Origin of the sequence: Actinomadura sp. DC4 (assembly GCF_030406325.1) — a bacterium.
Lineage (GTDB): Bacteria > Actinomycetota > Actinomycetes > Streptosporangiales > Streptosporangiaceae > Actinoallomurus.
The window spans coordinates 132,338-156,612 of the sequence record NZ_JAUEQY010000022.1; the positions used below are offsets into that span (position 1 = coordinate 132,338).

The window sequence follows — 24,275 nt, forward strand, 5'->3', positions numbered from 1 at the left end:
CGCTCCTACCTGAGGCGAAGGCGCTTCATCGTCTTCAGCCCGCGGCTGAGCATCGCAGCGTACTTCTCGTACGGCATGCCCATGACCGGCTCGAACCCGATCCAGTGCTGGCTGGCGACCGTCTGCCCCTCGGTGTACTTCAGCAGCCCCTCCGCCCCGTGCCGGCGCCCGACCCCGGATTCCTTCATACCGCCCATCGGGCCCGCGTAGGACGCGTACGCCGAGACGTACCCCTCGTTGATGTTGACCGTCCCGGACTTGATCCGCGCGGCGAGGCGGCGTCCGCGGCTCACGTCCCCGGTCCAGATGCTGGCGTTCAGCCCGTACGCGGAGTCGTTGGCGAGCTCGACGGCCTCGTCCTCGTCGGAGAACCGGTAGAGCGCCACGACCGGCCCGAACGTCTCGGACCGGCACAGCTCCATGTCCTCGCCGACGCCGGTGAGCACGGTCGGCTCGAAGAAGTACGGCCCGGCCTCGGGCCGCGGTTTCCCGCCGGCCAGGACCTGCGCGCCCTTCTCGACCGCCTCCCCGACGTGGCGGGTGACGGTGTCGAGCTGGCGCTGTGAGGTCAGCGAGCCCATGTCGGCGTCGTAGTCGTCGCCGAGCCGCATGTTGCGTACGCGGTGGGCGAAGCGCTCGGCGAACCGGTCGTAGATCGAGTCGTGGACGTAGAGCCGCTCGATCGAGAGGCAGAGCTGCCCGGCGTTGGCGAAGCAGGCGCGGATCGCGCCCTGCGCGGTCTTCTCGATGTCCGCGTCGTCCAGGACGATCATCGGGTTCTTCCCGCCGAGCTCCAGGGAGTACCCGATCAGGCGGCGCGCGGCCTTCTCCGCGATGGCCCGGCCGCCGCGGGTGGAGCCGGTGAACGAGACGTAGTCGGCCTCCTCGATCAGCGGGTCGCCGATCTCGGCCGGGTCACCGACCACGACCTGCCAGATGTCGGACGGCATCCCGCACTCGACCAGCAGGTCGATCGCCCACAACATGGACAGCGACGTCTGGGTGTCCGGCTTGTGGACGATCGTGTTGCCGGCCAGGAGCGCGGGTACGGCGTCGGGCACGCTCAGGGCGAGGGGGTAGTTCCACGGCGAGATCAACCCGATCACGCCCTTGGGCTGACGCAGCTCGATCGTGCGCGTCGCCAGCGGAAGGATGCCCTGCCGGTGCTGCGGCCGGAGCAGGCGCGGCGCGTGGCGCGCGTAGTAGAGCGCGCAGCCGGCCGTGTCCATGACCTCCTCAAATGCGTGGCGACGCGCCTTTCCAGTCTCCAGTTGGAGAATGTCGAGAATTTCTTCTCGGCGATCGAGGATCGCGTCGTGAAAACGGATGAACGGAGCGGCGCGCTCGGCGGGCGACAGCCCTGCCCAGGCACTTTGTGCCGCACGGGCGCGTTCGTACGCCGTCGCGACGTCCTTGGCGACGGAGACCGGGAGCTCGACGAGCGGCGCTCCGGTGAACGGCGTCGCGATCGCGGTGGTCGCCCCGCTGGACACGATACGGCCGGTCAGCCGCTCGATGATGGCCGGTACGGCCGGTCCGGTGACGCTTCCGGCAGTGGGTGCCGCTGCGGTGGAACTCATGGAAGGCAGCCTAGAACGTCGTTCGGGTCATGACTACCATCAGGTAACCCGAGAAGCCCGTTTTGAGAAGCCGGACACGCCGCAAACATCATTTCGGGTGGGTCGAGGAGGTCCTAGAAGTCACTCAAGTTTGGGTTCTACTGGTGCACATTGAAAAAACCTTGTATTCCGGTGTTGAAGGGCTGACCTACAGACGACGGAAGGGCAAGGATGATCTCCGACCCGCAGGAACGCGCCGTCCCCGAGGAAGAAAGACGGACGCCTCGTCAGGAGAAGCGCGCGCAGACGCGCGCCGCGCTCCTGGACGCCGCGGAGCGGCTGTGGGCCAAGCACGGCATACGGGGAGCATCCCTCGATGAGATCGCCGCGCAGGCGGGCATGACCAAGGGCGCGGTCTACTCCAACTTCGCCGGCAAGACCGACCTCATCCTGGCGTTGCTCGACCGCTACACCCAGGTCGAGCTCGGCCACCGCACCTCCTCTGCCCTGCGCGACACCGGCCGCGCGCCGGCCGACCGCTGCGCCGACGCGGGACGGCAGTACGCGACCAAGTTGTCCGCCGAGGAGACGCGCATGAAGGCGCTGCTGCTGATGGAGCTGTGGCTCTTCGGCATGCGTGACTTCTCGGCCGGCTGGCGGATCGCCGACTGGTACCAGAACCACCGCGAGGGTCTGGCCGCCGGCCTTGAGACGAACGGTGACGGCCTGTCGGCGGAGGACCGCGCGGCCCTGGCCATGGCGATCGAGTTCGGGCTCGCGCTCCAGCACCTGCTCGACCCCGACCGCGTCCCGGCCGAGCTGTACGGGCCGGGAATGAACCTCGTCCTCGGACCGGCGCTGCCCTGAGTCACTCGCCGCTGTGGTCGGCCTCGTCCGGATCCTCGGGCTCCAGCACGGCCTTGGGCAGCGAGTGCGGATCGGTGGGCTTCACGGCGTGGCCGTGGTCGAAGACCGCGTCGAAGTTGGCGGCGTACTCCGTCTCCAGCTGCGGGTCGGCGACGGTGATCATGGCCTCGTCGTGCCCGTGGAAGCCGACGGTCGTGTAGTTGTTGCTGCCGGTGAAGACGACCTTCTGCGGTCTGCCCTGGTACAGGCCGTCGATGAGCAGATACTTCGAGTGCGCGTACGTCGTGCGGCCGCCCTCGGTGAGGTAGCGGGTCTCGGGGTTGCCGCTCTTGCCGCCCTTCTGGGTGAGGGCGTCGATGGCGACCGGGCCGACGATGTCGAAGACCACCTGCACCCGGCAGCCGGCGCTGTCGAGCTTCCACAGCCGCCGGGCGATCGGCCCCCAGGTGAAGTGGCCGAGGCTGAGCCGCAGCCGCGTACCGCCCTCACACGAGACCTGGTCCAGCGCCTGGCTGATCGGGTCGCCCTTCGCCCAGGGGAAGAAGTCCAGCCGATACTTCCCGGCCTGCACGGTGCGGTGGTAGTCCGCCGTGTGGTGCTGGGCGACGAGATCACGGAAGTAGGCGAGGTAGCCGGCGTAGACGGCGGGATCCTGCAGGACGAGGGCGTCGTTCCACTGGGTGTCGCGGGCCCCGTCCGTGGCGTTGGCCGAGGTCTGCACGACCATGTTCCGCGTCCCGCGCGTCGTGGAGAACAGGAAGAACTTGTTGTGGTTGAACTCCGGCCCGATGCAGCCGCTCTCCTTGCCGCAGACGGTCACCCACGAGGCCTTCTTGGTGTTGCCGCCGAGCCCGCGCCGCAGCCGCTTGTACGCGGCGTAGGTCCGCGACTCGTCGTCGAGCACGACCTGCACGCTGACCTTGCGCTTGGCGGCCTTGATGAGCTGGGAGGCGGTGTCCAGGCTGGAGAAGTGGTACATCGCGATGGCGATCCGGCCGCCCTTGGGGGTACCGGTGATCATCTTGCCGATGCGGGCGGAGATGGCGTCCTGCCGGGCGGCGCCGCTGACCGGGGAGTTGAAGATCGGGCCGGTCCGGGGCACCGGCTCGGTGGTCGCTCGCGCGGCCGTACCCGTGCCCACGGCCAGCAGGCAGGCCATGAGGGCGGCCGGCATGGACTTTCGCACGCACGCTCCCGAACAGGACACAGAGCGACAAAGCGCTCAGAAAGGCTCTGAAGTGCGGAAAGCGTACATGACACACTGACGGCCGGAACAGTCCCATAGAGTCAAAAACAATCCCCGAACCCGCAGGTCAGGGCATCACGGGCATCCGAGGCGACGCGTACGGGGGCGCACCGGGCGGGCGGAATCACCGTGCGTACAACGGAATCCGAAGGCTCACCCGGTGCCGGGACCGGCTCAGGGCGTGTCCAAGGCCACACCCGAACAGCGTCAGGGGGTCTGGGTCGGGACGATGTCGGGGACGCCGCGACGGGTCGCGTCGGCCTCCTGGTCGCCCTCCTGCTCCTGGGAGATGCGCTCGGCCTCGACGCGCTTCTCGTAGTACTCGATCTCCCGCTCCGTCTGCTCCTTGGACCAGCCGAGCTCCGGCGCGAGCAGCTCCGCCACCTCACGCGCGACGCCGATACCGCGGTCCCACGTCTCGATCGAGATGCGCGTACGGCGGGCCAGGACGTCGTTCACGTGCCGCGCGCCCTCGTGGGTCGCGGCGTAGACGATCTCGGCACGGAGGTAGTCGTCGGCGCCCTCGATCGGCCGTCCGAGGTCGGGACGTTCCTTGATCAGGACGAGCAGGTCCTCGGCGAGCGTGCCGTAGCGGTGCAGGAGGTGCTCGATGCGGGCCACGTGCAGGCCGGAGGCCTCCGAGAGCCGGTGGCGGGAGTTCCACAGCGCCTGGAATCCCTCGCCGCCGACCAGGGCCACCTGGTCGGTGCACGAGCCGGGCACCTTGCCGTCCAGCCCGTGCGCGACCGCGTCCACGGCGTCCTTGGCCATCACGCGGTAGGTGGTGTACTTGCCGCCCGCGACGACGACCAGGCCCGGGACCGGGTGGGCCACGACGTGCTCGCGCGACAGCTTGGAGGTCTCGTCGGACTCGCCCGACAGCAGGGGGCGCAGTCCCGCGTACACGCCCTCGACGTCGTCGTGGGTCAGCGGCACGTTGAGCACGGCGTTGACGTGTTCGAGCACGTAGTCGATGTCGGCCTTGGAGGCCGCCGGATGGACCTTGTCGAGCGCCCACGGCGTGTCGGTGGTGCCGATGATCCAGTGCCGGCCCCACGGGATCACGAAGAGCACCGACTTCTCCGTACGGAGGATGATGCCGCTCGCGGAGTGGATGCGGTCCTTGGGCACGACCAGGTGCACGCCCTTGGAGGCGGTCACGTGGATCTGGCCCCGGCCGCCGACCAGCTCCTGGATGTCGTCGGTCCAGACGCCGGTGGCGTTGACGACCTGCTTGGCCCGTACCTCGATCTCCTGCTCGGCCTCCAGGTCGCGGATGCGTACGCCGGTGACGCGCTCGCCCTCGCGCAGGAAGCCCACGGCCTGCGTACGCGAGGCGATGCGCGCGCCGTACTCCGCCGCCGTACGCAGGAGCATCGTGACATAGCGGGCGTCGTCCACCTGGGCGTCCCAGTATTGGATCGCTCCCACGAACGAGGCGCGCTTCAGCGACGGCGCCACCCGCAGCGCCTGCGTACGGGTCAGGTGCCGGTGGCGGGGGACGCCCCGCGAGGTGCCCATCGACAGCGACAGGCCGTCGTAGAGGGCGACTCCGGCACCGATGTAGGCCCGCTCCCAGATGCGATGGGTCATCGGGAACAGGAACGGCACCGGGCGTACGAGGTGGGGCGCGATCCGGCTCAGCAGCAGGCCGCGCTCGGTCAGCGCCTCGCGTACGAGCTCGAAGTCGCGCTGTTCGAGATAGCGCAGGCCGCCGTGGATCAGCTTGGAGGAGCGCGAGGAGGTGCCCGAGGCGAAGTCGCGGGCCTCGATGAGGGCGACGGTGAGGCCGCGGGTGGCCGCGTCCAGCGCCACCCCCGCGCCCACGATGCCGCCGCCGACCACCACGACGTCGAACTCCTGGGTGCCCATCCGCTCGAGCGCCGTCGCTCGTTCGGCCGGGCCCAGACGCGAGTTTCCGAGTCCGTTCACCGAGTCCTCATTCGCCATTGCGCACTCCCTCGCGTCGTCTGCAGGCACCACGCTATGTCGCCGCAAGTCATGCCACAACGGCGGCCCGTACGGCCGCCGGACCCCGACTCGTCCGCTGACCAGCCGATTTGACCGAACGCTGAAAGAAGCGCCTAGTGCGGGGCGACCACTACCTGCACACGCTGGAATTCCTTCAGGTCGGAGTAGCCGGCGGTGGCCATGGCGCGGCGCAGGGCGCCGATGAGGTTCATCGAGCCGTCGGCCACATTTGACGGGCCGTACAGGATCTGTTCGAGAGTGCCGATCGCGCCGACCTTCAGCCGGGCCCCGCGCGGCAGCTCCTCGTGGTGGGCCTCACTGCCCCAGTGGAATCCGCGCCCCGGCGCCTCGGCGGCGCGGGCGAACGGCGAGCCGACCATCACCGCGTCCGCTCCGACGGCGAGCGCCTTGGCGATGTCGCCGGACTGCCGCATGCCGCCGTCGGCGATCACGTGGACGTAACGCCCGCCGGACTCGTCGAGGTAGTCGCGCCGCGCGGCGGCGACGTCGGAGACGGCGGTGGCCATCGGCACGGCGACGCCGAGGACCGTACGGGTCGTGTGCCCCGACCCTCCGCCGAAGCCGACGAGCACGCCCGCCGCGCCGGTGCGCATCAGGTGGAGCGCGGCGGTGTAGGTGGCGCAGCCGCCAACGATCACCGGGACGTCGAGGTCGTAGATGAACTGCTTGAGGTTGAGCGGCTCGGACCGGCCCGAGACGTGCTCGGCGCTGACCGTGGTGCCCCGGATGACGAAGAGATCGACTCCGGCGTCGATGACCGCCTTGTGGTATTGGGCCGTGCGCTGCGGCGACAGCCGGGCCGCGACGGTCACGCCCGCGTCGCGGATCTCCTTGATGCGCCGGCCGATCAGCTCTTCCTTGATCGGCTCGGCGTACAGCTCCTGCAGGCGGCGCGTCGCGGTGCCGTCCTCCAGCGAGGTGATCTCGGCCAGCAGCGACTCGGGGCTCTCGTACCGGGTCCAGAGCCCTTCGAGGTCGAGCACGCCGAGGCCGCCCAGCCGGCCGATCGCGATCGCGATGTCGGGGCTGACCACGCTGTCCATGGGAGCCACGACGAGCGGCATGTCGAACCGGTACGCGTCGATCTGCCAGGCGACGCTGACCTCTTCGGGGTCGCGCGTACGCCGGGACGGGACGATGCCGATCTCATCGAGCTCGTACGCCCTCCGGCCGCTCTTCCCGCGCCCGATCTCAACCTCAGCCATCTACGTCCCTTTCCATGGCTCGGCCGTGACCACGGTCGTGGTCACGGCCGGAAAAGTCTCTCAGCGGACCTGGTAGTTGGGCGCCTCGACCGTCATCTGGATGTCGTGCGGGTGGCTCTCGCGCAGGCCCGCACCGGTGATCGGCATGAGGACCGCGTCGTTCTGCAGGTCCGCGATCGTACGGGAGCCGGTGTACCACATGGCCTGGCGCAGTCCGCCGACGAGCTGGTGCGCGACGGCCGCGATCGGGCCGCGGTAGGGCACCTGGCCCTCGATGCCCTCGGGGATGAGCTTGTCCTCGCTGGCGACGCCGTCCTGGGAGTAGCGGTCCTTGCTGTAGGAGCCGCCGCGCTCGCGGTTTTTCATCGCGCCGAGCGAGCCCATGCCGCGGTAGGTCTTGTACTGCTTGCCGTTGATGAAGATCAGCTCGCCGGGGCTCTCCTCGCAGCCCGCCAGCAGCGAGCCCAGCATGACCGTGTCGGCGCCGGCCGCGATCGCCTTGGCGATGTCGCCGGAGTATTGGAGGCCGCCGTCGCCGATCACCGGCACCCCGGCCGGGCGGCAGGCCAGAGCGGCCTCATAGATCGCCGTCACCTGCGGCGCGCCGACCCCGGCCACGACCCGCGTCGTACAGATCGATCCGGGCCCCACACCGACCTTGACCGCGTCCACGCCCGCGTCGACCAGCGCCTGGGCACCCGCACGGGTGGCGACGTTGCCCGCGATGATGTCCGCGCGAGTGTTGGCCTTGAGCTTGGCCACCATGTCGAGCATGCCGCGCGAGTGGCCGTGCGCGGTGTCCACGACGATCACGTCCACCCCGGCGTCGACCAGCGCGCGTGCGCGCAGCTCGGCCTCCTCGCCGATCCCGACGCCCGCTCCGACCACGAGCCGGCCGGCGGCGTCCTTGGTGGAGTTGGGGTACTGCTCGCTCTTGGTGAAGTCCTTGACCGTGATCAGCCCGCGCAGCCGGTCGCCCGTGTCGACCAGCGGGAGCTTTTCCACCTTGTTGGCCCGCAGCCGCGCGAACGCCTCGTCCCTTGACACCCCGACCGGGGCCGTGACCAGCGGCATCTTGGTCATGACCTCGCGTACGGGCCGCCCGGCGTCGGTCTCGAAGCGCATGTCGCGATTGGTGACGATGCCGACCAGCACGCCGTCGGCGTCGGTCACCGGCACCCCGGAGATCCGGTAGTGCGCGCACAGCCGCTCGACGTCGGCGAGCGTGTCGTCGGGCGAGCACGTCACCGGATCGGTGACCATGCCGGCCTCGGACCGCTTGACCAGGTCGGCCTGCTGCGCCTGCTCCTCGATCGGCAGGTTGCGGTGCAGCACGCCGAGCCCGCCCTGACGGGCCATGGCCACGGCCATGCGGGCCTCGGTCACGGTGTCCATCGCCGCGGAGACCAGGGGTATCCGCAACGTCACCGAACGCGACAGACGCGTGGTCGTGTCGGCGTCGCCCGGCCCCAGATCGGAGTAGGCGGGCACGAGAAGCACGTCGTCGTACGTGTAGCCCTGCCGGGCGAACTTGGCGGACTCGGGCGCGGAAGTCATTGGCATCATCCGATGGGGTGCGATATCGGGCCAGGTCAGCGGAACCTGAATACATCCTAGGACCCGGTTCTCGCTGCGGTGACCCTTTGGCTATGCCATCGGCCTCCACGCCCGGCGTTTGGGGTGCCATGACCGGTTCGTCCTTGGGGTATGTCGTACGGGGCACCCCCACTTGCGCCGGGCAGTAGCGTGGGTTTGTGCACGATGACGCCCCGCTCGACCCCTTCGCGGACGATCCGGAAGACCCGGCCGCCGCCCTCGGCGACCTGGACGATGAGGCCGCACCGCTGAGCATGACGGAGCGTGAGGACGTGCTTGCGGACCTGTCCGACCTGGAGGTCTTCCGTGCCCTGCTGGAACCCTTGGGGATCAAGGGCCTGACGGTCGACTGTACGGACTGCGGCAAGCCGCACCACATCGACTGGGACCTGCTGTACGGCAACCTGCGCCATCTGCTCGACCACGGCCTGGCACGGGTACACGAGCCGGCCATCTCGGCGGAGCCGAGCGACTATGTGAGCTGGGAGTACGCCCGCGGCTACGTCGACGGCGTCATCGACAGCGAAGAGGGCCACAACAGCTGACCGGCGCCTTTGACCAGTTCGCCGGACCGGCCCGTTTACCGCGTTTGTCATGGAGTGCGCTCGTGCGGTGCCGGCGCGGTGCCGGGATGTGTCCGCCGACCTCGCTCGTCCTCATCCGCCTCGGCGAATCGTGGTCCGCCGACGGCATCGTGACGGTCATGACCTGCATGGTCCCGTCGTTGGCATGCTCTGGCCGACTTGAACAGGGCCCCGCGCGCCGCGCTTTTACGGGGTGGCCGGGGTGGGTTCCTGGCGGGAAGCGGCGGTGTTCCGCACCGGTCGCCGAAGAGCCGGCCGTAGGCCCGTATCGCTCGGTGAGAGGGCGCAGGTCCATTGACGACATGGCGATCACCAGTTCCGGGCGCCAGTCCGGGTTCCCGGGCTGCGGCCCGGTCACAGACCCCAGCCCGGTCACAGATCCCAGCCCGGCCACCCCCAACCCGGCCACAGACCCCAACCCGGGTCTCGGGCTGCGACCCGAGCACGGACGCCAGTTCCGGGTCGCGAAGCCGGTCCTGGGCACCAGCCTCCGGTCGCGAGTGGCTGTCCCGGGCACCAGTCCGAGTCGCGGGTAGCGGTCCCGGACCGCATGTGGCGTCCCAGGCGGGCAGACAGTGATCCCGGGCGACGGGCGGCGATCCCCGACCGGCACCCCGCGGTCGCCGGTCACCGGCTCCAGACGGCGGCCGGCGGTCCCCCGTCGGCGGTCCTCAGCACCGGCCCTCTACCCGGGCGGCAGGCGACGCCCCATCCGACGCTCCGCGATCACCAACCACCGACCTCGGAGCCAACGGTCCCCAGCACCGCTTCTCACTCCAGAAGGGCAGGCGACGCACCCCATCCGACGCCCCCACAGCCGCCGACCACCGGTCCCAGACGGCGGGCGCCCGCCCCAGAGCGGCGGACAGCGGCCCCGAACCGATGGTCTCCCCACCGTCGGTCCAGGACACCGTTCCCGGCCTCGAACGGCAAGCGACGCTCCCCGACCGACGCCCTGCGGTCGCCAATCGCCGGTCCAAGGCGGCGGACGGCGGCTCCGGGCGGCGGATAGCCGTCCCCGACCCAACCGTCCCCGCCGCCGGTCCCCGAACCCGGGCGGCGAACAGCGGTCACCGGGTGGGCCGCGCCGGCACGTTCGGTGGAATAGGGCGCTGCGGCCGACCGGCGCCGCCGGCGGTCGGCGCGGGTGGAGGACGCGAAGGCGGCCGACGCCGAGGCCCCGGCGTCTCGATGCGGTCGGAGCGCAACGGGCGATCTACAAACGCATCCCTACCTGCGCCGTCACGAGCATCCGTCGAAGGCGACGCCTAACGCTCCAGCGCGACAAGAGGCACCGCAACACGGGCAGATCCCGGCTCACTGCGGACGATCTGCAAACGCATCCCCACCTGCACCGTCACGAGCATCCGTCCAAGCCGATATCTAAGCGCTCCGGCGCGGCCACAGGCGTCACGACACGGGCAGAGCCCGGCTCACGGGGTGGCGGGGGTGGGCTCCGGGTGGGACGTGGGCGTGCTCCGGTCGTCGGAGGTCGACCGTGGGTCCGGGTGGTTCGGTGAGTGGTGCAGGTCGGCCGGTACGTGAGGGTATGTCCAGTGGCCTCGGTGGGCCCACGGCTGCTGCCCCTCAGGCGCGGGCTTCGTCTCGGCCTCCGCCGCGCGCGGGCTCGCGTCCGACGTCGGTGTCGTCCGGTGCTTCTCGGCAGGGCGTCTCACGGCCGGCCGCCGGCCGACGGTCCCCGTGATCGGGTCCTGGTGCTGGAGGTTCTCGTTGGAGCGTTCCGTACCCCTGGGGCGGGTGGGCGGATGGGCCATGCCCATCGCGCCGGTGCCGTCGCTTCCGCCCGCCGCCGCCGCTCCGGCCGACGTCATGACCAGCGCCGCCACTCCGAAGGTGACGACCGCCCTCGTGCCTCGGCGGCGGTTGCTCTGCCGGCCGCAGCCGACCCGGGCGGGCGCGGCGACCAGTGGCGGCGCGCCGCTGTCCACATCGGTGACGAGCGCGGTCAGGAGCGCGGCTGCCGGGTCGTCGGCGTGGTCGCCCAGGCGGCGTGCGGAGAGCGCGTCGAAGAGCTCATCGCTGCTGTTGACCGCGCTGAGGTCGAACGGATCAGGAGTGGCGGCACGACCACGAGTCAAGCGATCGACTCCTCACTTGCCATTGCTCTGAGCCGGGCGATCGCCCGATGCTGCGCGACGCGTACGGCCCCCGCTGACATACCGAGTACATTACCGGTCTCCTCCGCGGACAGACCGGCGACCACCCGGAGCAGCACGAGCTCCCGCTGATGGTCGGGCAGCCGGTCGAGCAGGTCACGGGCCCGCTCGGCCTCGATGTAGCGTACGACGGTCTCTTCTGGGCCCGGCCGCTCGTCAGGGCCGTCGGGCAGGTCCTCGGTCGGCACGGCGGCTCGTATGGCACTCCGCAGCGCGTCGGCGATCTTGTGGGACGCGATGCCGAAGACGAACGAGGCGAACGGACGTCCCATGTCGCGATAGCGGGGTAGCGCCCCTAGGACGGCGATGCACACCTCCTGCGCCACGTCGTCGGCGATGTGGTATTGCCCGGATACCCGTCCGAGGCGCGCACGGCAGTAACGGACGATCATCGGGCGAACACGCCCGATGAGAGACTCGACCGCCGCCGGGTCTCCCTGCACGGCAAGGCTCGTCAAGTCACGGAGATCGTTCTCGTCTCCCTTGGCCGGACGGCTCAACCGTAGATCGTCGGCAGCACCCCGATACGTGGCCCCGGCGATTGCTCCCTCGGTCACGAGAGCATGATGCCCACGGAGATCGTGCCTGTCTGCCTCGTTGATGACAACGGAATGGTCACAGTGCACGACAGAGCGGCAACTTCTCACTCAGAGTGACCGATCGACTGCCACACGTCAAGCTTCCGTGTCATTTGACACAGACAAAGCTGTTATCGCAGGCAAGGGGGAAATTATTGGCAACTCAGACAAGACGCGGTGGGAAACCACCAGCGACGACAACAGGAGGTCCCCACCGCGATGACGCGACGGGGACCTCCTGTGCGGATGACGCCGAAATCAGTGGCCGAAATCAGTGGCCGTGGCCGTGACCGTGACCGCCGGCCGCGCCGTCCGCCTCTTCCTCGGGCTTGTCCGCGACGAGCGCCTCGGTGGTGAGCAGCATGCCCGCGATCGACGCGGCGTTGGACACCGCGGACCGGGTCACCTTCACCGGGTCGATGACGCCCTGGGCGATCAGGTCGCCGTACTCCGCGGTGGCGGCGTTGAAGCCGTGCCCGGCGGAGAGCTCCTCGACCTTGGAGACGACGACGTAACCCTCGTTGCCGCCGTTCTCGGCGATCCAGCGCAGCGGCTCGACGAGCGACTTGCGCACGGCCTCCGCGCCGGTGGCCTCGTCGCCCGACAGCCCGAGCGCGTCGAAGCCGTTCTTGGCGACGTGCACGAGCGCGCTGCCGCCACCGGAGACGATGCCCTCCTCGATGGCCGCGCGGGTCGCCGAGATGGCGTCCTCGAGACGGTGCTTCTTCTCCTTGAGCTCCACCTCGGTGGCCGCGCCGACGCGCAGCACGCTGACGCCGCCGGCGAGCTTGGCCAGCCGCTCCTGCAGCTTCTCGCGGTCCCAGTCGGAGTCGCTGTTCTCGATCTCCTGGCGGATCTGACGGACCCGGTCCTGGATCGCGGGGGCCTCGCCGGCGCCGTCGACGACCGTGGTGGCGTCCTTCTTGACGCTCACGCGGCGCGCCTGGCCGAGCATGTCGATCTCGACGCCGTCCAGCTTGAGGCCGACGGCCTCGGTGATGACCTGGCCGCCGGTGAGAACGGCGATGTCCTCGAGCATGGCCTTACGACGGTCGCCGAAGCCCGGGGCCTTCACGGCGACGCTGACGAAGGTGCCGCGGATCTTGTTCTGCACCAGGAGCGCGAGGGCCTCGCCCTCGACGTCCTCGGCGACGATCAGCAGCGGCTTGCGGGTCTGGGCGACCTTCTCCGCGAGGGGCAGGAACTCGGTGACGTTGGAGATCTTGCCGTCGTGGATGAGGATGTAGGCGTCCTCGAGGACCGCCTCCATGCGCTCGGGGTCGGTCACCATGTACGGCGAGAGGTAGCCCTTGTCGAACTGGAGACCCTCGGTGAACTCCAGCTCCAGGCCCATCGTGTGGGCCTCTTCGACCGTGATGACGCCGTCCTTGCCCACCTTGTCGAAGGCCTCGGCGATCAGCTCGCCGATCTTCGGGTCCTTGGCGGAGATGGTGGCGACGTGCGCGATCGACTCCTTGTCGTCGACCTCGCGGGCCGACTTGAGCAGCTCGTTCGCCACGTACGCGGCGGCGGCGTCGATGCCGCGCTTGAGACCGATCGGCGACGCGCCGGCGGCCACGTTGCGCAGGCCCTCGCGGACCATCGCCTGGGCCAGCACCGTCGCGGTCGTGGTGCCGTCACCGGCGATGTCGTTGGTCTTGGTGGCGACCTCCTTCGCGAGCTGGGCCCCGAGGTTCTCGAACGGGTCCTCCAGGTCCACCTCCCGCGCGATGGTCACACCGTCGTTGGTGATGGTGGGGGCGCCCCACTTTTTGTCGATGACGACGTTGCGGCCGCGTGGGCCGATCGTCACCTTCACTGCGTCGGCGAGGGCGTTGACGCCGCGCTCGAGCGCGCGCCGTGCGTCCTCGTCGAAGTCCAGGATCTTCGGCATGAGAGAAGCTCCAAGTAAAGGGAAGTCAGGCAAAAGGGATGTCGTCAGACGCACACAGCCCCGGCCGCCCGTGGGGGCCGACCGGGGCGGTGCATCTCTGTTCAGTTGTTACTTCTCGACGACGGCGAGCACGTCGCGAGCGGACAACACGAGGTAGTCCTCGTTGTTGTACTTGACCTCGGTGCCGCCGTACTTGCTGTAAAGCACGACATCCCCGACCTTGACGTCGAGCGGCACGCGCTTCTCGCCCTTGTCGTCGAAGCGACCCGGGCCTACGGCAAGGACGGTCCCCTCCTGGGGCTTCTCCTTGGCGGTGTCCGGAATCACCAGACCTGATGCAGTTGTCTGCTCGGCCTCGAGGGGCTGGACGACGATGCGGTCCTCGAGCGGCTTGAGAACAACCTTGGTGGCGGTCGACACGATCTGACCTTCCCCTTCGATTGCGTATCCTCGGCCGACCGAAGCGGCCAGCCGCATGTTGGAGACGCGACCATGGTGGCCTGCCGTCGCGGGTGCCAGACCAGCCTGTCGCTTGATTGGCACTCGCATGATGAGAGTGCCAGTCATGGAGATTATGCCGTGGCCGGGTACCCGTCAACACGAGGGCCTCCGAGTCCCGTGACCTGGTCCTTCGACCTGATCTTGTCGACCGCCGCGACACGGGCCGCGGCCTCGTGCTCCCGGTACCAGGGGGTCGCGGGCATCGCTACCTTCAACGGGTGGACATCGCGGCTTTCGAAGGCCTGCTCACCCCCGGCGGCCAGGCGCTGCTCGGCGAGGTGGGCGCGGCCGACGTCTCCGAGAGTGCGCTGCTCGCGACGGCGTCACGGCTGCGCGCCCGCCACTCTCCCGAGCTGGTCGGCGCCGCTCTCACCCAGGTACGCCTGCGGGTGCGCGCACGCGCGAAGTTCGGGGCCGAGGCCGACCGCATGTACTTCACGCCTGCCGGGCTGGAGCAGGCCACCAGGGCGAGCGTCGCCCGGCACCGGGCCAGCCGCTACGCCGCCCACCTCGGCGATGACACGAACACCGTGCTCGACCTGGGCTGCGGGATCGGCGGCGACCTGGTCGCACGGGGGCGGGCCGGCTGCCGCGGCCTCGGCGTCGACCTCGACCCGCTGACCGCGGTCGTCGCCCGCGCGAACCTCGCGGCGTTCGGCCTGCAGGACTCGGCGTCCGTACGCGCCGGCGACGCGGTCGCCGAGGACCCACGGGGCCACGCCGCGGTCTTCGCCGACCCGGGACGGCGCACCGCGCGCGGCCGGGTGTTCGACCCCGAGGCGTACGAGCCCCCGCTCACCACGGTGCTCGGCCTCGCCGGCGCCGCCCCGGCGGCGTGCGTGAAGGTGGCCCCGGGCATCCCGCACGACGCGGTGCCGCCCGGCGCCGAGGCCGAGTGGATCTCCGACGGCGGAAACGTGAAGGAGGCCGCGCTCTGGCTCGGCGGCCTGTCCGGCGCGGGGCCGGACGCGACGCTGCGCCGGGCGACCGTGCTACGGGACGGCGCGGAACCGGCCACGATGGTGGCCGACGCCCGGTTCGAGACTCCGCCGGTGAGCGGCTGGCGGCGTTATCTGTACGAACCCGACGGCGCGGTCGTCCGCGCCCATCTCGTCGGCGAGGTCGCGGCGACGATCGAGGGCGCGCTGGCCGATCCTCGCATCGCCTACATCACCTCCGACTCGCTAGGTGTCACGCCTTTCGCGCGCGCCTATGAGATCCACGACGTGCTGCCCTTCTCGGTCAAACGACTGCGGGCCGCCCTGCGCGCGTACGACGCCGGCACCTTGACGATCAAGAAACGCGGTTTCGCCGCCGACATCGAACGGCTGCGGCGCGACCTACGTCCGGCCGGTTCGCGCGAGTGTGTCGTTGTTCTGACCCGGGTCGGCGACGCGCCGGTCGCACTCATCTGTTCGGGTCTCCGACACCATGTCACTGCAGAAGACACGCCACCCTAAGGCAAACACTGCGACTATTGCCGTATTGGGCTGACTACTCTTGGCAGCACGCGGAATCCGCGCCGGGGGCGCGTGGGTACGAGGCGCGCCCTGCCGGGCGCACGGGGGAAATGGGGAACGACGATGGCCGACGCCGTGCTGCAATGTCCCAAGTGCGGCGCCGGAATGGTCAGTTTCCAGCGCGGCGGCGTCGCGCTGCGGGAGTGCGCCGCCTGCCGTGGAGTGTTCCTCGGCCGTGGCGAGCTGGACCGTCTCATCGGACGCGGCACCTTGATGCCGGCCCCGATGAACGCGCATGCGATGCCGGCGCCATACGAAGGCCGCCACCGCCGCGACTAAAGCGGCATTCCGCTACTCCGGGATAAGGATCTCTTTTCCCTGAATTTCTTTGCTTAGCCCCGATGACCATGGTCGGCTCATTAGAGTGTCCCTTCGCGACGCACGCCACTGCCATTTTTCGCGCGCAGGCCGGCGACCCGGCAAAACGAAGGAGCTCCCCGGGTGGACACCAATCACAACTTCCTGCAGACAGGAGGTCAACCGGTCTCGGACCGAATGCGGGAATTGCTGGCCCGCGCTGCTCAAGATCATGTTTACGAGCAGCGCTCGACAGGTCAGGTCCTCGACGAGATCCATCAGCGGCTCGAAGGCATCGAGTGGCTGCTCCGCGAGGTACGGGAGCGCGAGCTCACCGGCCTGACGACCCAACTCGACTCGGTCCGTGGCCAGGTCGACGAGCTGTACGGCAAGCCTCCGGAATGGGCCGAGGGGCTGGCCGAGCACATCGAGTCCGTCGGCGAAAAGGTCAAACCGGTCGCCGAGCTGCCCTCACTCTGGGCCGACGTCGGCGTGATCGCAGAGAACGTCGACGAGGGTCTCTCCCGTATCCAGACCGTGCTCGACTCGAGCAAGAGCATCACCGACGCCACGCTGCGCGCCGCGCAGCAGATGGACGACCTGACCAAGCGCCTCGACCGGCTCGCGGGCACCATGGAGGCCGCGTCCGTACGCTTCAACCGACTCGACAAGACGCTCGCCGACCTGGGCCACCGGTCCGAGAAGCTCGAACACCAGATCAACGGCGTGGCCGGCAAGGTCGACCAGTCGCTCAGCGACATGGCCGAGCGCGTCGAGCAGGGCCTCGACGCGGTCAACGGCAGGGTCGAGGGCGTCGGGGGCCGCCTCGACGGCATCGACGGCCGCGTCGAGGGCCTGTCAGGCAAGCTCAAGGGCGTCGAGGGCCACTTCCAGGGGCTCGAGGCCAAGATCGAGGGGGTCGACGACCGCGTCGACGGCGTCAATCAGCGCATCGGCCAGCTTCCGGTCACCCTGGAGATAGGCGAGTTGCACCGTAAGCTCGCCGCCATCGGCGACCGGCCGTTCATCGATCCCACGGACCGCTTCGACGCTCTGGAGAAGCGGCTCGCCGAGGCCATCGACCCGCTCGTCGACGAGCTACGGGCCCGGCCCGACCGCGACGAGACCGAGGAGACCCTGTCGAAGATCATCGAGTCGTCCCGAGCCGACCTCACGAAGCACATCGAGATCCTGCGTGAGGACCTGTTGCGGCAGGTCGGCGGCGTACACGACGACGTCGGCAAGAAGGTCGACGGCGCGCAGCAGGAGATGACCAAGCGCATGTCCTCGGTCCACGAGGACCTCATGAAACGGCTCATCACGCTGGAGGAGACGATGCTCGCGCTCGCCGAAGCCCTCTTCCGGCCGCGCCGGGAGAGCAAGGAGTGATCGGGATGGCCGCTCCAAATGTCCTGGAGCGGCCATTTCCATGCGGTTTAAGTAGTACGTATGCTTAATCGTAATTTGCGGGGATTTATTGACCATGGAGATCCCAAGTAGATCGTCGCGCGGCAATGACATGCCGTTCAGGCGGGTCCGTATTGATAAAATCACTCCCGATACGGTTCGGAATCCGTTTGGATGGGTCCCGTGACGTTCCCCGGATTCTCCGAGCCGCCCAGCGATGCCACGCTGCGGTGGGTCGAAGAATGCCTCGGCCGGGGCAGTGAGGTGAAGATGGTGCGGCCGCTGCTCGGCGGGCTGTCCCACGTCAACCACGCGCTGCTCGCGGAAAGCCGGTCCGGCACCGTGCACCGGCTCGTTCTGCGCCGCTGGGCGTCGGCCGCGTGGCCGGACATCGACATCGAATTCTCCCCGGAGCGCGAGATCGCCGCGCTGACGCTGCTCGCCGGTTGTGAGATCCCCACCCCGTCACTGGTGGCCGCGGACCCCTCCGGAGCGCACTGCGAGACGCCCACCCTGCTGATCACACGGCTGCCGGGCCACCCGCCGCGGCCGGGCAACCACGAGCTGCCCGAATACCTCATCCAGCTCGCCGCCGCCCTGCTGTCGGTGCACGCGATCGGCGGCGGTGCGACCATGCCGCCCTACCGCCCCTACAACCATCTCGACGTGCGCCTGCCACCGCTCAACGCCCGGCGCACGACGCTCTGGGAGCGCGCCTTCGACATCGCCGCGGGCCCGGCGCCCGGCGCCACGCCGCGCTTCATCCATCGCGACTACCACCCGGACAACACGCTGTGGGCGTACGGCCGCCTCACCGGCATCGTCGACTGGTCGGGCGCCTCACACGGCCCGGTCGCCATCGACATCGCGCACATGCGGTGCAGCCTCACGCTGCGCTACGGTGTGAAGACCGCCGACGCGTTCCTGGGCGCGTTCGACCAGGTCTCCGGCGGTTATCGGCATAACCCCTACTGGGACCTGCGCACCGTGCTCGACCTGCTGCCCGAGCAGCCCGGCCGGCCGATCACGCCGGCCGAGGTGCCCGCGCTGGAAGACTTCCTGGAGCGTGCGCTCATCGAGCTGGGCGCGCCGAGCGTACGGTCCTGAGTCCTCAGACGAGGATCTCGGTGATCGGCAGCGACGAGTCGGCGGGCAGGTCGAGCGCCGAGGGCGCCAGGCCGGCGGCCACCAGCTCCGCGCCCAGCGCCGCCACCATCGCGCCGTTGTCGGTGCACAGCTTGGGCCGGGGCACCCGCAGCACGATGCCGGCGGCCTCGCAGCGCGCCTGAGCGAGCGCCCGCAGCCGTGAGTTGGCCGCCACGCCGCCGCCGACGAGCAGGTGGGAGACGCCGTTGTCCTTGCAGGCGGCGATGGCCTTCTTGGTGAGCACGTCGACCACCGACTCCTGGAACGCCGCCGCGACGTCGGCGACCGGAACCGGCTCGCCGGCGCGCTCGCGCGACTCGACCCAGCGGGCCACGGCGGTCTTCAGCCCGGAGAAGGAGAAGTCGTAGGTGCCGTCGTCGTACTTGCCGCGCGGGAAGAAGATCGAGCCGGGGTCGCCGGCCCGCGCGGCGCGGTCGATGTAGGGGCCACCGGGGAAGCCGAGCTCGAGCACGCGCGCGACCTTGTCGAACGCCTCTCCGGCCGCGTCGTCGACCGTGGCGCCCAGCGGGCGCACGTCGGCGGCGACGTCGGGCACGAGGAGCAGCGAGGAGTGGCCGCCGGAGACGAGCAGGGCCACGCACGGCTTGGGCAGCGGCCCGTGTTCGAGCTGGTCGACGGCCACGTGCGCGGCGAGGTGGTTGACGCCGTACAGCGGCTTGTCCAGGCCCAGGGAGTACGCCTTGGCGGCGGCGACGCCGACGAGCAGCGCCCCGGCGAGCCCGGGACCGGCCGTGACGGCGATCGCGTCGATGTCCTCAAGGGTCACCCCGGCCTCGCTCAGCGCGCGGTCCACGGTCGGCGTCATCGCCTCCAGGTGGGCGCGGGAGGCCACCTCCGGCACGACGCCGCCGAACCTGGCGTGCTCGTCGACGCTGGAGGCGATCGCGTCGGCGAGCAGCGTGTGGCCCCGGACTATGCCCACGCCGGTCTCGTCGCACGACGTCTCGATGCCGAGAACCAGCGGCTCGTGACTCATGTCCTCACTCCTCGCCGCGCGGGCGCGACTCGCGCATCATCACGATCGCGTCCGTTCCGGACGGCATGTAGTAGCGCTTGCGCACCCCGACGGCCGTGAAGCCGAACCGCTCGTAGAGCTGCCGCGCCCGGTCGTTGTCGGCGCGTACGTCGAGGAACACCTCGCCGCACTGGCGCACGGTGGCCTCGTCGAGCAGCGCGGTGAGCAGTAGCGAGCCGATCCCGCGCCCCTGCAGCTCCGGCCGTACGCCGATGGTCAGCACGTCGCCCTGGCCCCCGGCCGCGGCCAGCCCGGCCCAGCCGGCGAGGAGGTCGCCGTCCTCGGCGACGAGGTAATGCCGGGTGCCGCCGGTGTCGGCCAGCTCGATGCGATAGGTGTCCTCCGACCAGGCGTCGTCGGTGAACAGCCGGTTCTCGAGCTCCAGCACGCAGGGCAGGTCGTCGAGGGTCATCTGACGGACCTTCACGACGTCACCCGCTTACGCGGCCCGGGCTCGCGGGCGTCGGGTTGACGCAGGTAGAGCGGCTCGGGCGGCAGCAGCTCGGGGCCGGGGCCACCGGACAGGCGCGAGACGACCAGCTCGGCGATCGCGGCGGCCGACGGCGACGTCGGCGGCTCGCCCTTGAGCACGTCGGGGTAGATCAGCGCGCCCTCGCCGAGGGCCGGCAGGCCGGGTACGGCGGCCTCGGCGGGCTTGCCGACCGAAGGCCCGGAGATGCGGACCGTCGCGGAGTCGTACCGCGCCCAGTAGACCTCCTTGCGCCGCGCGTCGGTGGCCACTACGAACGGCTCGGTGCGCCGGGACTCCCAGGCGAGCGCGTCGAGGGTGCAGACGCCGTGCACCGGGATCTTCAGGACCGCGCCGAGCGAGCGCGCCGTCACGAGACCGACCCGCAGGCCGGTGTAGGGACCGGGACCCACGCCGACGGCGATCACGGACAGCTCCGCGCGGTCGACCTGCGCCTCGTTGAGCGCGGTGTCGATCGCCGGGATGAGGACCTCCGCGTGCCTGCGGCGGTCGACCACCTTGGACTCGGCGCGCAGGCGTGGCGAATGGCCCGGGGACCACTCGCTCAGCGCGACGGTGACCGCGGCGGTCGCGGTGTCGAAAGCCAAGACCAGCACGATCCCAGAGCGTAGCGCGCGACGGCCACTGCGAGTTACGAGTGCGACTCGAGTTTGGAGACCACGTCGCGTGCCGCCAGCAAGGCACCGTCCGTGGCCGCGCCTGAGGAAAGGGGCGTGCCCTTGGTGTCGCGGTGGTCGCCGCCGGAGTAGTGGACGGTGATGAGGACGTTGGCGAGTCGCGCGTTGGCGATCGCCTCGCCGACGCGGGCGCCGCTGTCGACCGTGTAGACGACGTAGGCCTGCTCGCCGACTCCGGTGACGCCTCGGCTGTCACGCACCTTGGCGCTGTCCGCGAGGTCGTTGCCCGCGCGGTCGGAGCGCCACTCGTCCTCGAACGTCTTGGTCGCCACGCCGGTGCCCGACGTGCCGTCGCCGGCCCCGATGGCACGCAGTTCGACGTTGAGCTGACGGCTACGGGACGCGCCGTACAGGCCCCAGGAGCACTCGCTGTGCTGGTCGGACTGGTTGGCGACGGTCGCGCTGCGGTCCGCGCCGGGGGCGAGCTTGTCGGCGACGCTCTTGCCGAGGGTGTCGCAGGCGCTGGGCACGACTTCCCGCTCGGAGCCCTGCAGCGTGCTCATCGGGGAGTTCTCGGCGCTCGCGGCACGGCTGGGTACCGCACTGGCGCGGTCGCGGCCGATGCCGGAGCCCCAGGCGATGGCGCCGAGCGCCACGACGAGGACGGCGGCCGCGCATCCGGCGGCGACGAAGCGGCCACGACGCCTGGCCGGGCGGGCGGCATGGCGATGAACGCTCACCGGATCTCCCTTCTGAAGGGAAAGTAGAGTGAAATGCCGGGAACATGAGGTTTAAGGGAAGAGGCTACGGCAAGATCGTCTACTGGATCGATCTAGGTCGGGCAAAAGAAATCCCGAGGTCACCCACGGCGACCGAACATGATCACAGGGTCGCCCACCGAGGTCCCACGCCGGTCAGCGTGACCGTACGTTCCTCCGTCTCTCCGCGCTCGATGACGATCTCGAGGCGGTCCTCCGAGAGCCCTTCGGCGATGCCACCGCCCCACTCGACCACGGTCACCGCGTCCTGCAGGTCGAGGTCGAGATCGTCGAGTTCGTCCAGGCCGCCGAGGCGGTACGCGTCCGCGTGCACGAGCGCCGGGCCGCCCGCCAGCGCGGGGTGCACCCTGGCGATGACGAAGGTCGGGGAGGTGATCGGGCCGCGTACTTCCAGGCCGTCGCCCAGGCCCTGGGTCAGCGTGGTCTTACCCGCGCCGAGCGGCCCCGACAGCAGCACTAGGTCGCCGGCGCGCAGTGTGCCGGCCAGCCGGCGACCCAGGTCGCGCATCGCCTCGCCGGTGGGGACCCTGATCTCCTCGGGAGCGTTCATGCCGACCGCTCCTCGGCGACGGGGCGGACCCGCTCGACCAGGCTCGCGAGCGCGTCCGTGACCAGGCCGGGGTGTTCGAGCATGACGACGTGGCCGCCGTCGGCGATCTCGATCAGCTCCGCGTCCGGCAGGGCCGCCGCGATGGCCCGCCCGTGGGCGGGCGGCGTCAGGCGGTCCGCGTCGCCGACCACGACCACGGCGGGCAACTCGCGCAGGACGTCGAGGGCGGCCAGCTTGTCGTGCGCGGCGAGGGTCGGGTAGAACTCCGCGATCACGTCCGTGGGGGTGGAGCCGATCATCCGCTCCAGGAACTCCACGATCGAGGGGCTCACCTCCTTGTCCGCGAACGCGATGCGGCGGGTGACGATGAACGCGATGTCCGCGCCGATCCGGCGGCCTTGATCGATGATCTTGCCGCTCCTGCGGATGCCGCGGACCACGCCGGGCACCGTGGCGCGGAAGACCTTGCCGAACGACTCCGGCAGGCCGAGCGTCAGCTCGGCGAGCCGGCCCGAGGAGGTGTTGACCAGGGCGACGCCGACGACCTGCTCGCCGAACAGCTCCGGGTGACGGTCGGCCAGGGCCATGATCGTCATGCCGCCCATCGAGTGGCCGACGAGCACGATCGGCCGGCCCGCCGGGACGGTCGCCTCGATCACCGCGAGGAGATCCTCGCCGCACTGGTCGATGGTGGCGTTGGCGTGGTCGCTGCGCCCGGACCTTCCGTGGCTGCGCTGGTCCCAGAAGACCATCCGCACACCGCCCTCGCGCGCCAGGTCCCGGCGCTGGTAGTGCCAGGAGTCCTGAGTGAGGGCGTAACCGTGGCTGAAGACCACGGTGAGGGGCGCGTCGTCCGGCCCGTCCACCTCGACGTGCAGCGGCACCCCGTCCGTCGCCACGACGGTCTGCGGGCGCCCCCGCAGCTCGCCGAACGGCTCTCCCCGGTCGGGGTCGGGCCGCAGCCGGTCACGGCCGACGGCGTATCTGCGCGCGGCCACCGCCGCGCCGACTCCGACGCCGACGGTACCGATCGCGGCACCGACGAGGCCGACTCGCTTCTTGTTCATTCCGTCTCTCCACCGTAAGTGCGCGGGATCCGGGCTCCGATCCTGGTGACGATCTCATATGAGATCGTGCCGAGCATCTCCGCCCAGTCCTGCGCGGTGGGTTCGCCCTGATCTCCCGGCCCGAAGAGGATCACCTCGTCGCCCGCCTCGACCGCGTCGTCGCCGACGTCGATGACGAACTGGTCCATGCAGACGGTGCCGGCGATACGCCGTCTCTTTCCGGCCGCCTGAACCTGGAGGAGGTTGGTCCCGAGGCGCGGGATGCCGTCGGCGTACCCGAGCGGCACGAGGCCGAGCGTCGTCTCCGCCGCTGTGGTGTAGCGATGGCCGTAGGACACGCCCGCACCCGCGCCGACCCGCTTGACCAGGGCCAGCCGCCCGGTGAGCGTCATGGCGGGGCGCAGGCCGAGCCGTCGCGCGGGCCCGAGGGCCGGGATGGGATCGAGGCCGTAGACCGCGATGCCGGGCCGTACGAGGTCGTACCGGGCCTCCGGCAGGGTCAGGGTGGCGGCGGAGTTGGAGATGTGGCGCACCTCCGGCCGTACGCCGGCCTTCTCGGCGAGCTCGACGGCGTCGTCGAACACCCCGAGCTGCGCCGGGATCGACGGGTGACCGGGCTCGTCCGCGCAGGCGAAGTGCGACCAGAGGCCGACGACGGTGGCGAGCCCCTCGGCCTGCGCGCGCAGAGCGGCGTCGACCAGCGCGGGCCAGTCGCCCGGGGTCGCGCCGCCGCGGGAGAGCCCGGTGTCGGCCTTGAGGTGCAGCCGGACCGGCCGGCCGGCGCGCCCGGCGGCCTGGGTGATCTCGGCGACCTGTCCGGCGGACGCCGCCGACAGGTCGACCCCGGCCGCGATGACGTCGTCGAACCGCTCTCCAGGCGCGTACAGCCAGCACAGGAGCGGGACGTCGATGCCCGCCCGGCGCAGGTTCCGCGCCTCGTCCAGCGTGGCCACGCCCAGCCAGGAGGCGCCGCCGGCGACCGCCGCGCGGGCGGCCGGGATGATGCCGTGGCCGTAGCCGTCCGCCTTGACGACGGCCATCAGGCCGGCGTCGCCGGCGCTCTCGCGCAGCGACGCGACGTTGTGCCGGATCGCCGCAAGATCGACCTGGACCGCCGTGGTAACGCTCATGAGTCAAGTGTGGCAGCGTCTGACCAGCCCCGGGGTC

Annotated in this window: 22 protein-coding genes; 6 read left to right on the top strand and 16 right to left on the bottom strand. The window is 70.3% G+C overall.

The features are described 5' to 3' along the window. Positions 1-5: 5 nt before the first annotated feature. Complete coding sequence (locus QWU11_RS31595) at positions 6-1,580, bottom strand: succinic semialdehyde dehydrogenase (protein WP_290118123.1); 1,575 nt, start codon at positions 1,578-1,580, stop codon at positions 6-8. A 210-nt stretch (positions 1,581-1,790) separates the two neighbouring features. Here QWU11_RS31595 and QWU11_RS31600 point away from each other — a divergent pair, with 210 nt between their 5' ends. Further along, positions 1,791-2,426, top strand: coding sequence for a TetR/AcrR family transcriptional regulator (locus QWU11_RS31600; RefSeq protein ID WP_290118124.1), 636 nt, complete (start codon positions 1,791-1,793; stop codon positions 2,424-2,426). Between the two features lies 1 nt (position 2,427). On the opposite strand, the gene QWU11_RS31605 is transcribed toward QWU11_RS31600, so the two are convergent. The 4 genes from QWU11_RS31605 to guaB form a co-directional block, all read right to left on the bottom strand. Further along, the gene (locus QWU11_RS31605; protein ID WP_290118125.1) at positions 2,428-3,612 is read right to left on the bottom strand and encodes a phospholipase D-like domain-containing protein; all 1,185 of its coding nucleotides are present in this window, start codon (positions 3,610-3,612) and stop codon (positions 2,428-2,430) included. A gap of 267 nt (positions 3,613-3,879) precedes the next feature. Further along, positions 3,880-5,622 (bottom strand): glycerol-3-phosphate dehydrogenase/oxidase, encoded by a 1,743-nt coding sequence (locus QWU11_RS31610; RefSeq protein ID WP_290118126.1) that lies wholly within the window; start codon positions 5,620-5,622, stop codon positions 3,880-3,882. A 134-nt stretch (positions 5,623-5,756) separates the two neighbouring features. Then, positions 5,757-6,869, bottom strand: a complete 1,113-nt coding sequence (locus tag QWU11_RS31615; RefSeq protein WP_290118127.1) for a GuaB3 family IMP dehydrogenase-related protein — start codon at positions 6,867-6,869, stop codon at positions 5,757-5,759. Between the two features lie 60 nt (positions 6,870-6,929). Continuing rightward, positions 6,930-8,426, bottom strand: a complete 1,497-nt coding sequence (guaB, locus tag QWU11_RS31620; protein ID WP_290118128.1) for an IMP dehydrogenase — start codon at positions 8,424-8,426, stop codon at positions 6,930-6,932. A 197-nt stretch (positions 8,427-8,623) separates the two neighbouring features. Here guaB and QWU11_RS31625 point away from each other — a divergent pair, with 197 nt between their 5' ends. After that, a complete protein-coding gene (locus QWU11_RS31625; RefSeq protein ID WP_290118129.1) occupies positions 8,624-9,010 on the top strand; it encodes a DUF5319 domain-containing protein in 387 nt (128 codons plus the stop codon). A 1,472-nt stretch (positions 9,011-10,482) separates the two neighbouring features. On the opposite strand, the gene QWU11_RS31630 is transcribed toward QWU11_RS31625, so the two are convergent. The 4 genes from QWU11_RS31630 to groES all read right to left on the bottom strand — a co-directional run bounded on the left by QWU11_RS31630 (position 10,483) and on the right by groES (position 14,121). Then, a complete protein-coding gene (locus QWU11_RS31630) occupies positions 10,483-11,148 on the bottom strand; it encodes a hypothetical protein (protein WP_290118130.1) in 666 nt (221 codons plus the stop codon). After that, positions 11,145-11,726, bottom strand: a complete 582-nt coding sequence (locus QWU11_RS31635; protein ID WP_290118131.1) for a sigma-70 family RNA polymerase sigma factor — start codon at positions 11,724-11,726, stop codon at positions 11,145-11,147. The genes QWU11_RS31630 and QWU11_RS31635 overlap by 4 nt, the downstream gene beginning before the upstream one ends. 349 nt (positions 11,727-12,075) lie before the next feature. Next, positions 12,076-13,698 (bottom strand): chaperonin GroEL, encoded by a 1,623-nt coding sequence (gene groL / locus QWU11_RS31640; RefSeq protein WP_290118132.1) that lies wholly within the window; start codon positions 13,696-13,698, stop codon positions 12,076-12,078. A 108-nt stretch (positions 13,699-13,806) separates the two neighbouring features. Continuing rightward, positions 13,807-14,121: a co-chaperone GroES gene (gene groES, locus QWU11_RS31645; protein ID WP_221640436.1), complete on the bottom strand. Its 315-nt coding sequence runs from the start codon at positions 14,119-14,121 to the stop codon at positions 13,807-13,809. Positions 14,122-14,417: 296 nt separating this feature from the next. On the opposite strand from groES, the gene QWU11_RS31650 reads away from it, so the two are divergent. From QWU11_RS31650 to QWU11_RS31665, 4 genes are all read left to right on the top strand, one after another. Further along, positions 14,418-15,659: an SAM-dependent methyltransferase gene (locus tag QWU11_RS31650; RefSeq protein ID WP_290118133.1), complete on the top strand. Its 1,242-nt coding sequence runs from the start codon at positions 14,418-14,420 to the stop codon at positions 15,657-15,659. Between the two features lie 123 nt (positions 15,660-15,782). After that, positions 15,783-15,998, top strand: coding sequence for a zf-TFIIB domain-containing protein (locus QWU11_RS31655; RefSeq protein WP_290118134.1), 216 nt, complete (start codon positions 15,783-15,785; stop codon positions 15,996-15,998). Positions 15,999-16,160: 162 nt separating this feature from the next. Then, positions 16,161-17,405: a hypothetical protein gene (locus QWU11_RS31660; protein WP_290118135.1), complete on the top strand. Its 1,245-nt coding sequence runs from the start codon at positions 16,161-16,163 to the stop codon at positions 17,403-17,405. 201 nt (positions 17,406-17,606) lie between these two features. Then, the gene (locus tag QWU11_RS31665) at positions 17,607-18,530 is read left to right on the top strand and encodes an aminoglycoside phosphotransferase family protein (protein ID WP_290118136.1); all 924 of its coding nucleotides are present in this window, start codon (positions 17,607-17,609) and stop codon (positions 18,528-18,530) included. A 4-nt stretch (positions 18,531-18,534) separates the two neighbouring features. Here QWU11_RS31665 and tsaD read toward each other — a convergent pair whose 3' ends face one another. The 7 genes from tsaD to alr form a co-directional block, all read right to left on the bottom strand. Beyond that, complete coding sequence (gene tsaD / locus QWU11_RS31670) at positions 18,535-19,566, bottom strand: tRNA (adenosine(37)-N6)-threonylcarbamoyltransferase complex transferase subunit TsaD (RefSeq protein ID WP_290118137.1); 1,032 nt, start codon at positions 19,564-19,566, stop codon at positions 18,535-18,537. A 4-nt stretch (positions 19,567-19,570) separates the two neighbouring features. After that, positions 19,571-20,017: a ribosomal protein S18-alanine N-acetyltransferase gene (gene rimI / locus QWU11_RS31675; RefSeq protein WP_290118138.1), complete on the bottom strand. Its 447-nt coding sequence runs from the start codon at positions 20,015-20,017 to the stop codon at positions 19,571-19,573. 11 nt (positions 20,018-20,028) lie between these two features. Further along, positions 20,029-20,691 (bottom strand): tRNA (adenosine(37)-N6)-threonylcarbamoyltransferase complex dimerization subunit type 1 TsaB, encoded by a 663-nt coding sequence (gene tsaB, locus QWU11_RS31680; RefSeq protein WP_290118139.1) that lies wholly within the window; start codon positions 20,689-20,691, stop codon positions 20,029-20,031. Between the two features lie 35 nt (positions 20,692-20,726). Further along, positions 20,727-21,452 carry a hypothetical protein gene (locus tag QWU11_RS31685; protein ID WP_290118140.1) on the bottom strand — a complete coding sequence of 242 codons (726 nt, stop codon included), beginning with the start codon at positions 21,450-21,452 and terminating at the stop codon, positions 20,727-20,729. Between the two features lie 142 nt (positions 21,453-21,594). Beyond that, on the bottom strand, positions 21,595-22,041 hold the full coding sequence (gene tsaE / locus QWU11_RS31690) for a tRNA (adenosine(37)-N6)-threonylcarbamoyltransferase complex ATPase subunit type 1 TsaE (RefSeq protein WP_290118141.1): 447 nt from the start codon (positions 22,039-22,041) through the stop codon (positions 21,595-21,597). Then, complete coding sequence (locus QWU11_RS31695) at positions 22,038-23,108, bottom strand: alpha/beta hydrolase (RefSeq protein WP_290118142.1); 1,071 nt, start codon at positions 23,106-23,108, stop codon at positions 22,038-22,040. Before QWU11_RS31695 ends, tsaE begins: the two co-directional genes overlap by 4 nt. After that, complete coding sequence (gene alr / locus QWU11_RS31700) at positions 23,105-24,238, bottom strand: alanine racemase (protein ID WP_290118143.1); 1,134 nt, start codon at positions 24,236-24,238, stop codon at positions 23,105-23,107. The genes QWU11_RS31695 and alr overlap by 4 nt, the downstream gene beginning before the upstream one ends. Positions 24,239-24,275: the final 37 nt, after the last annotated feature.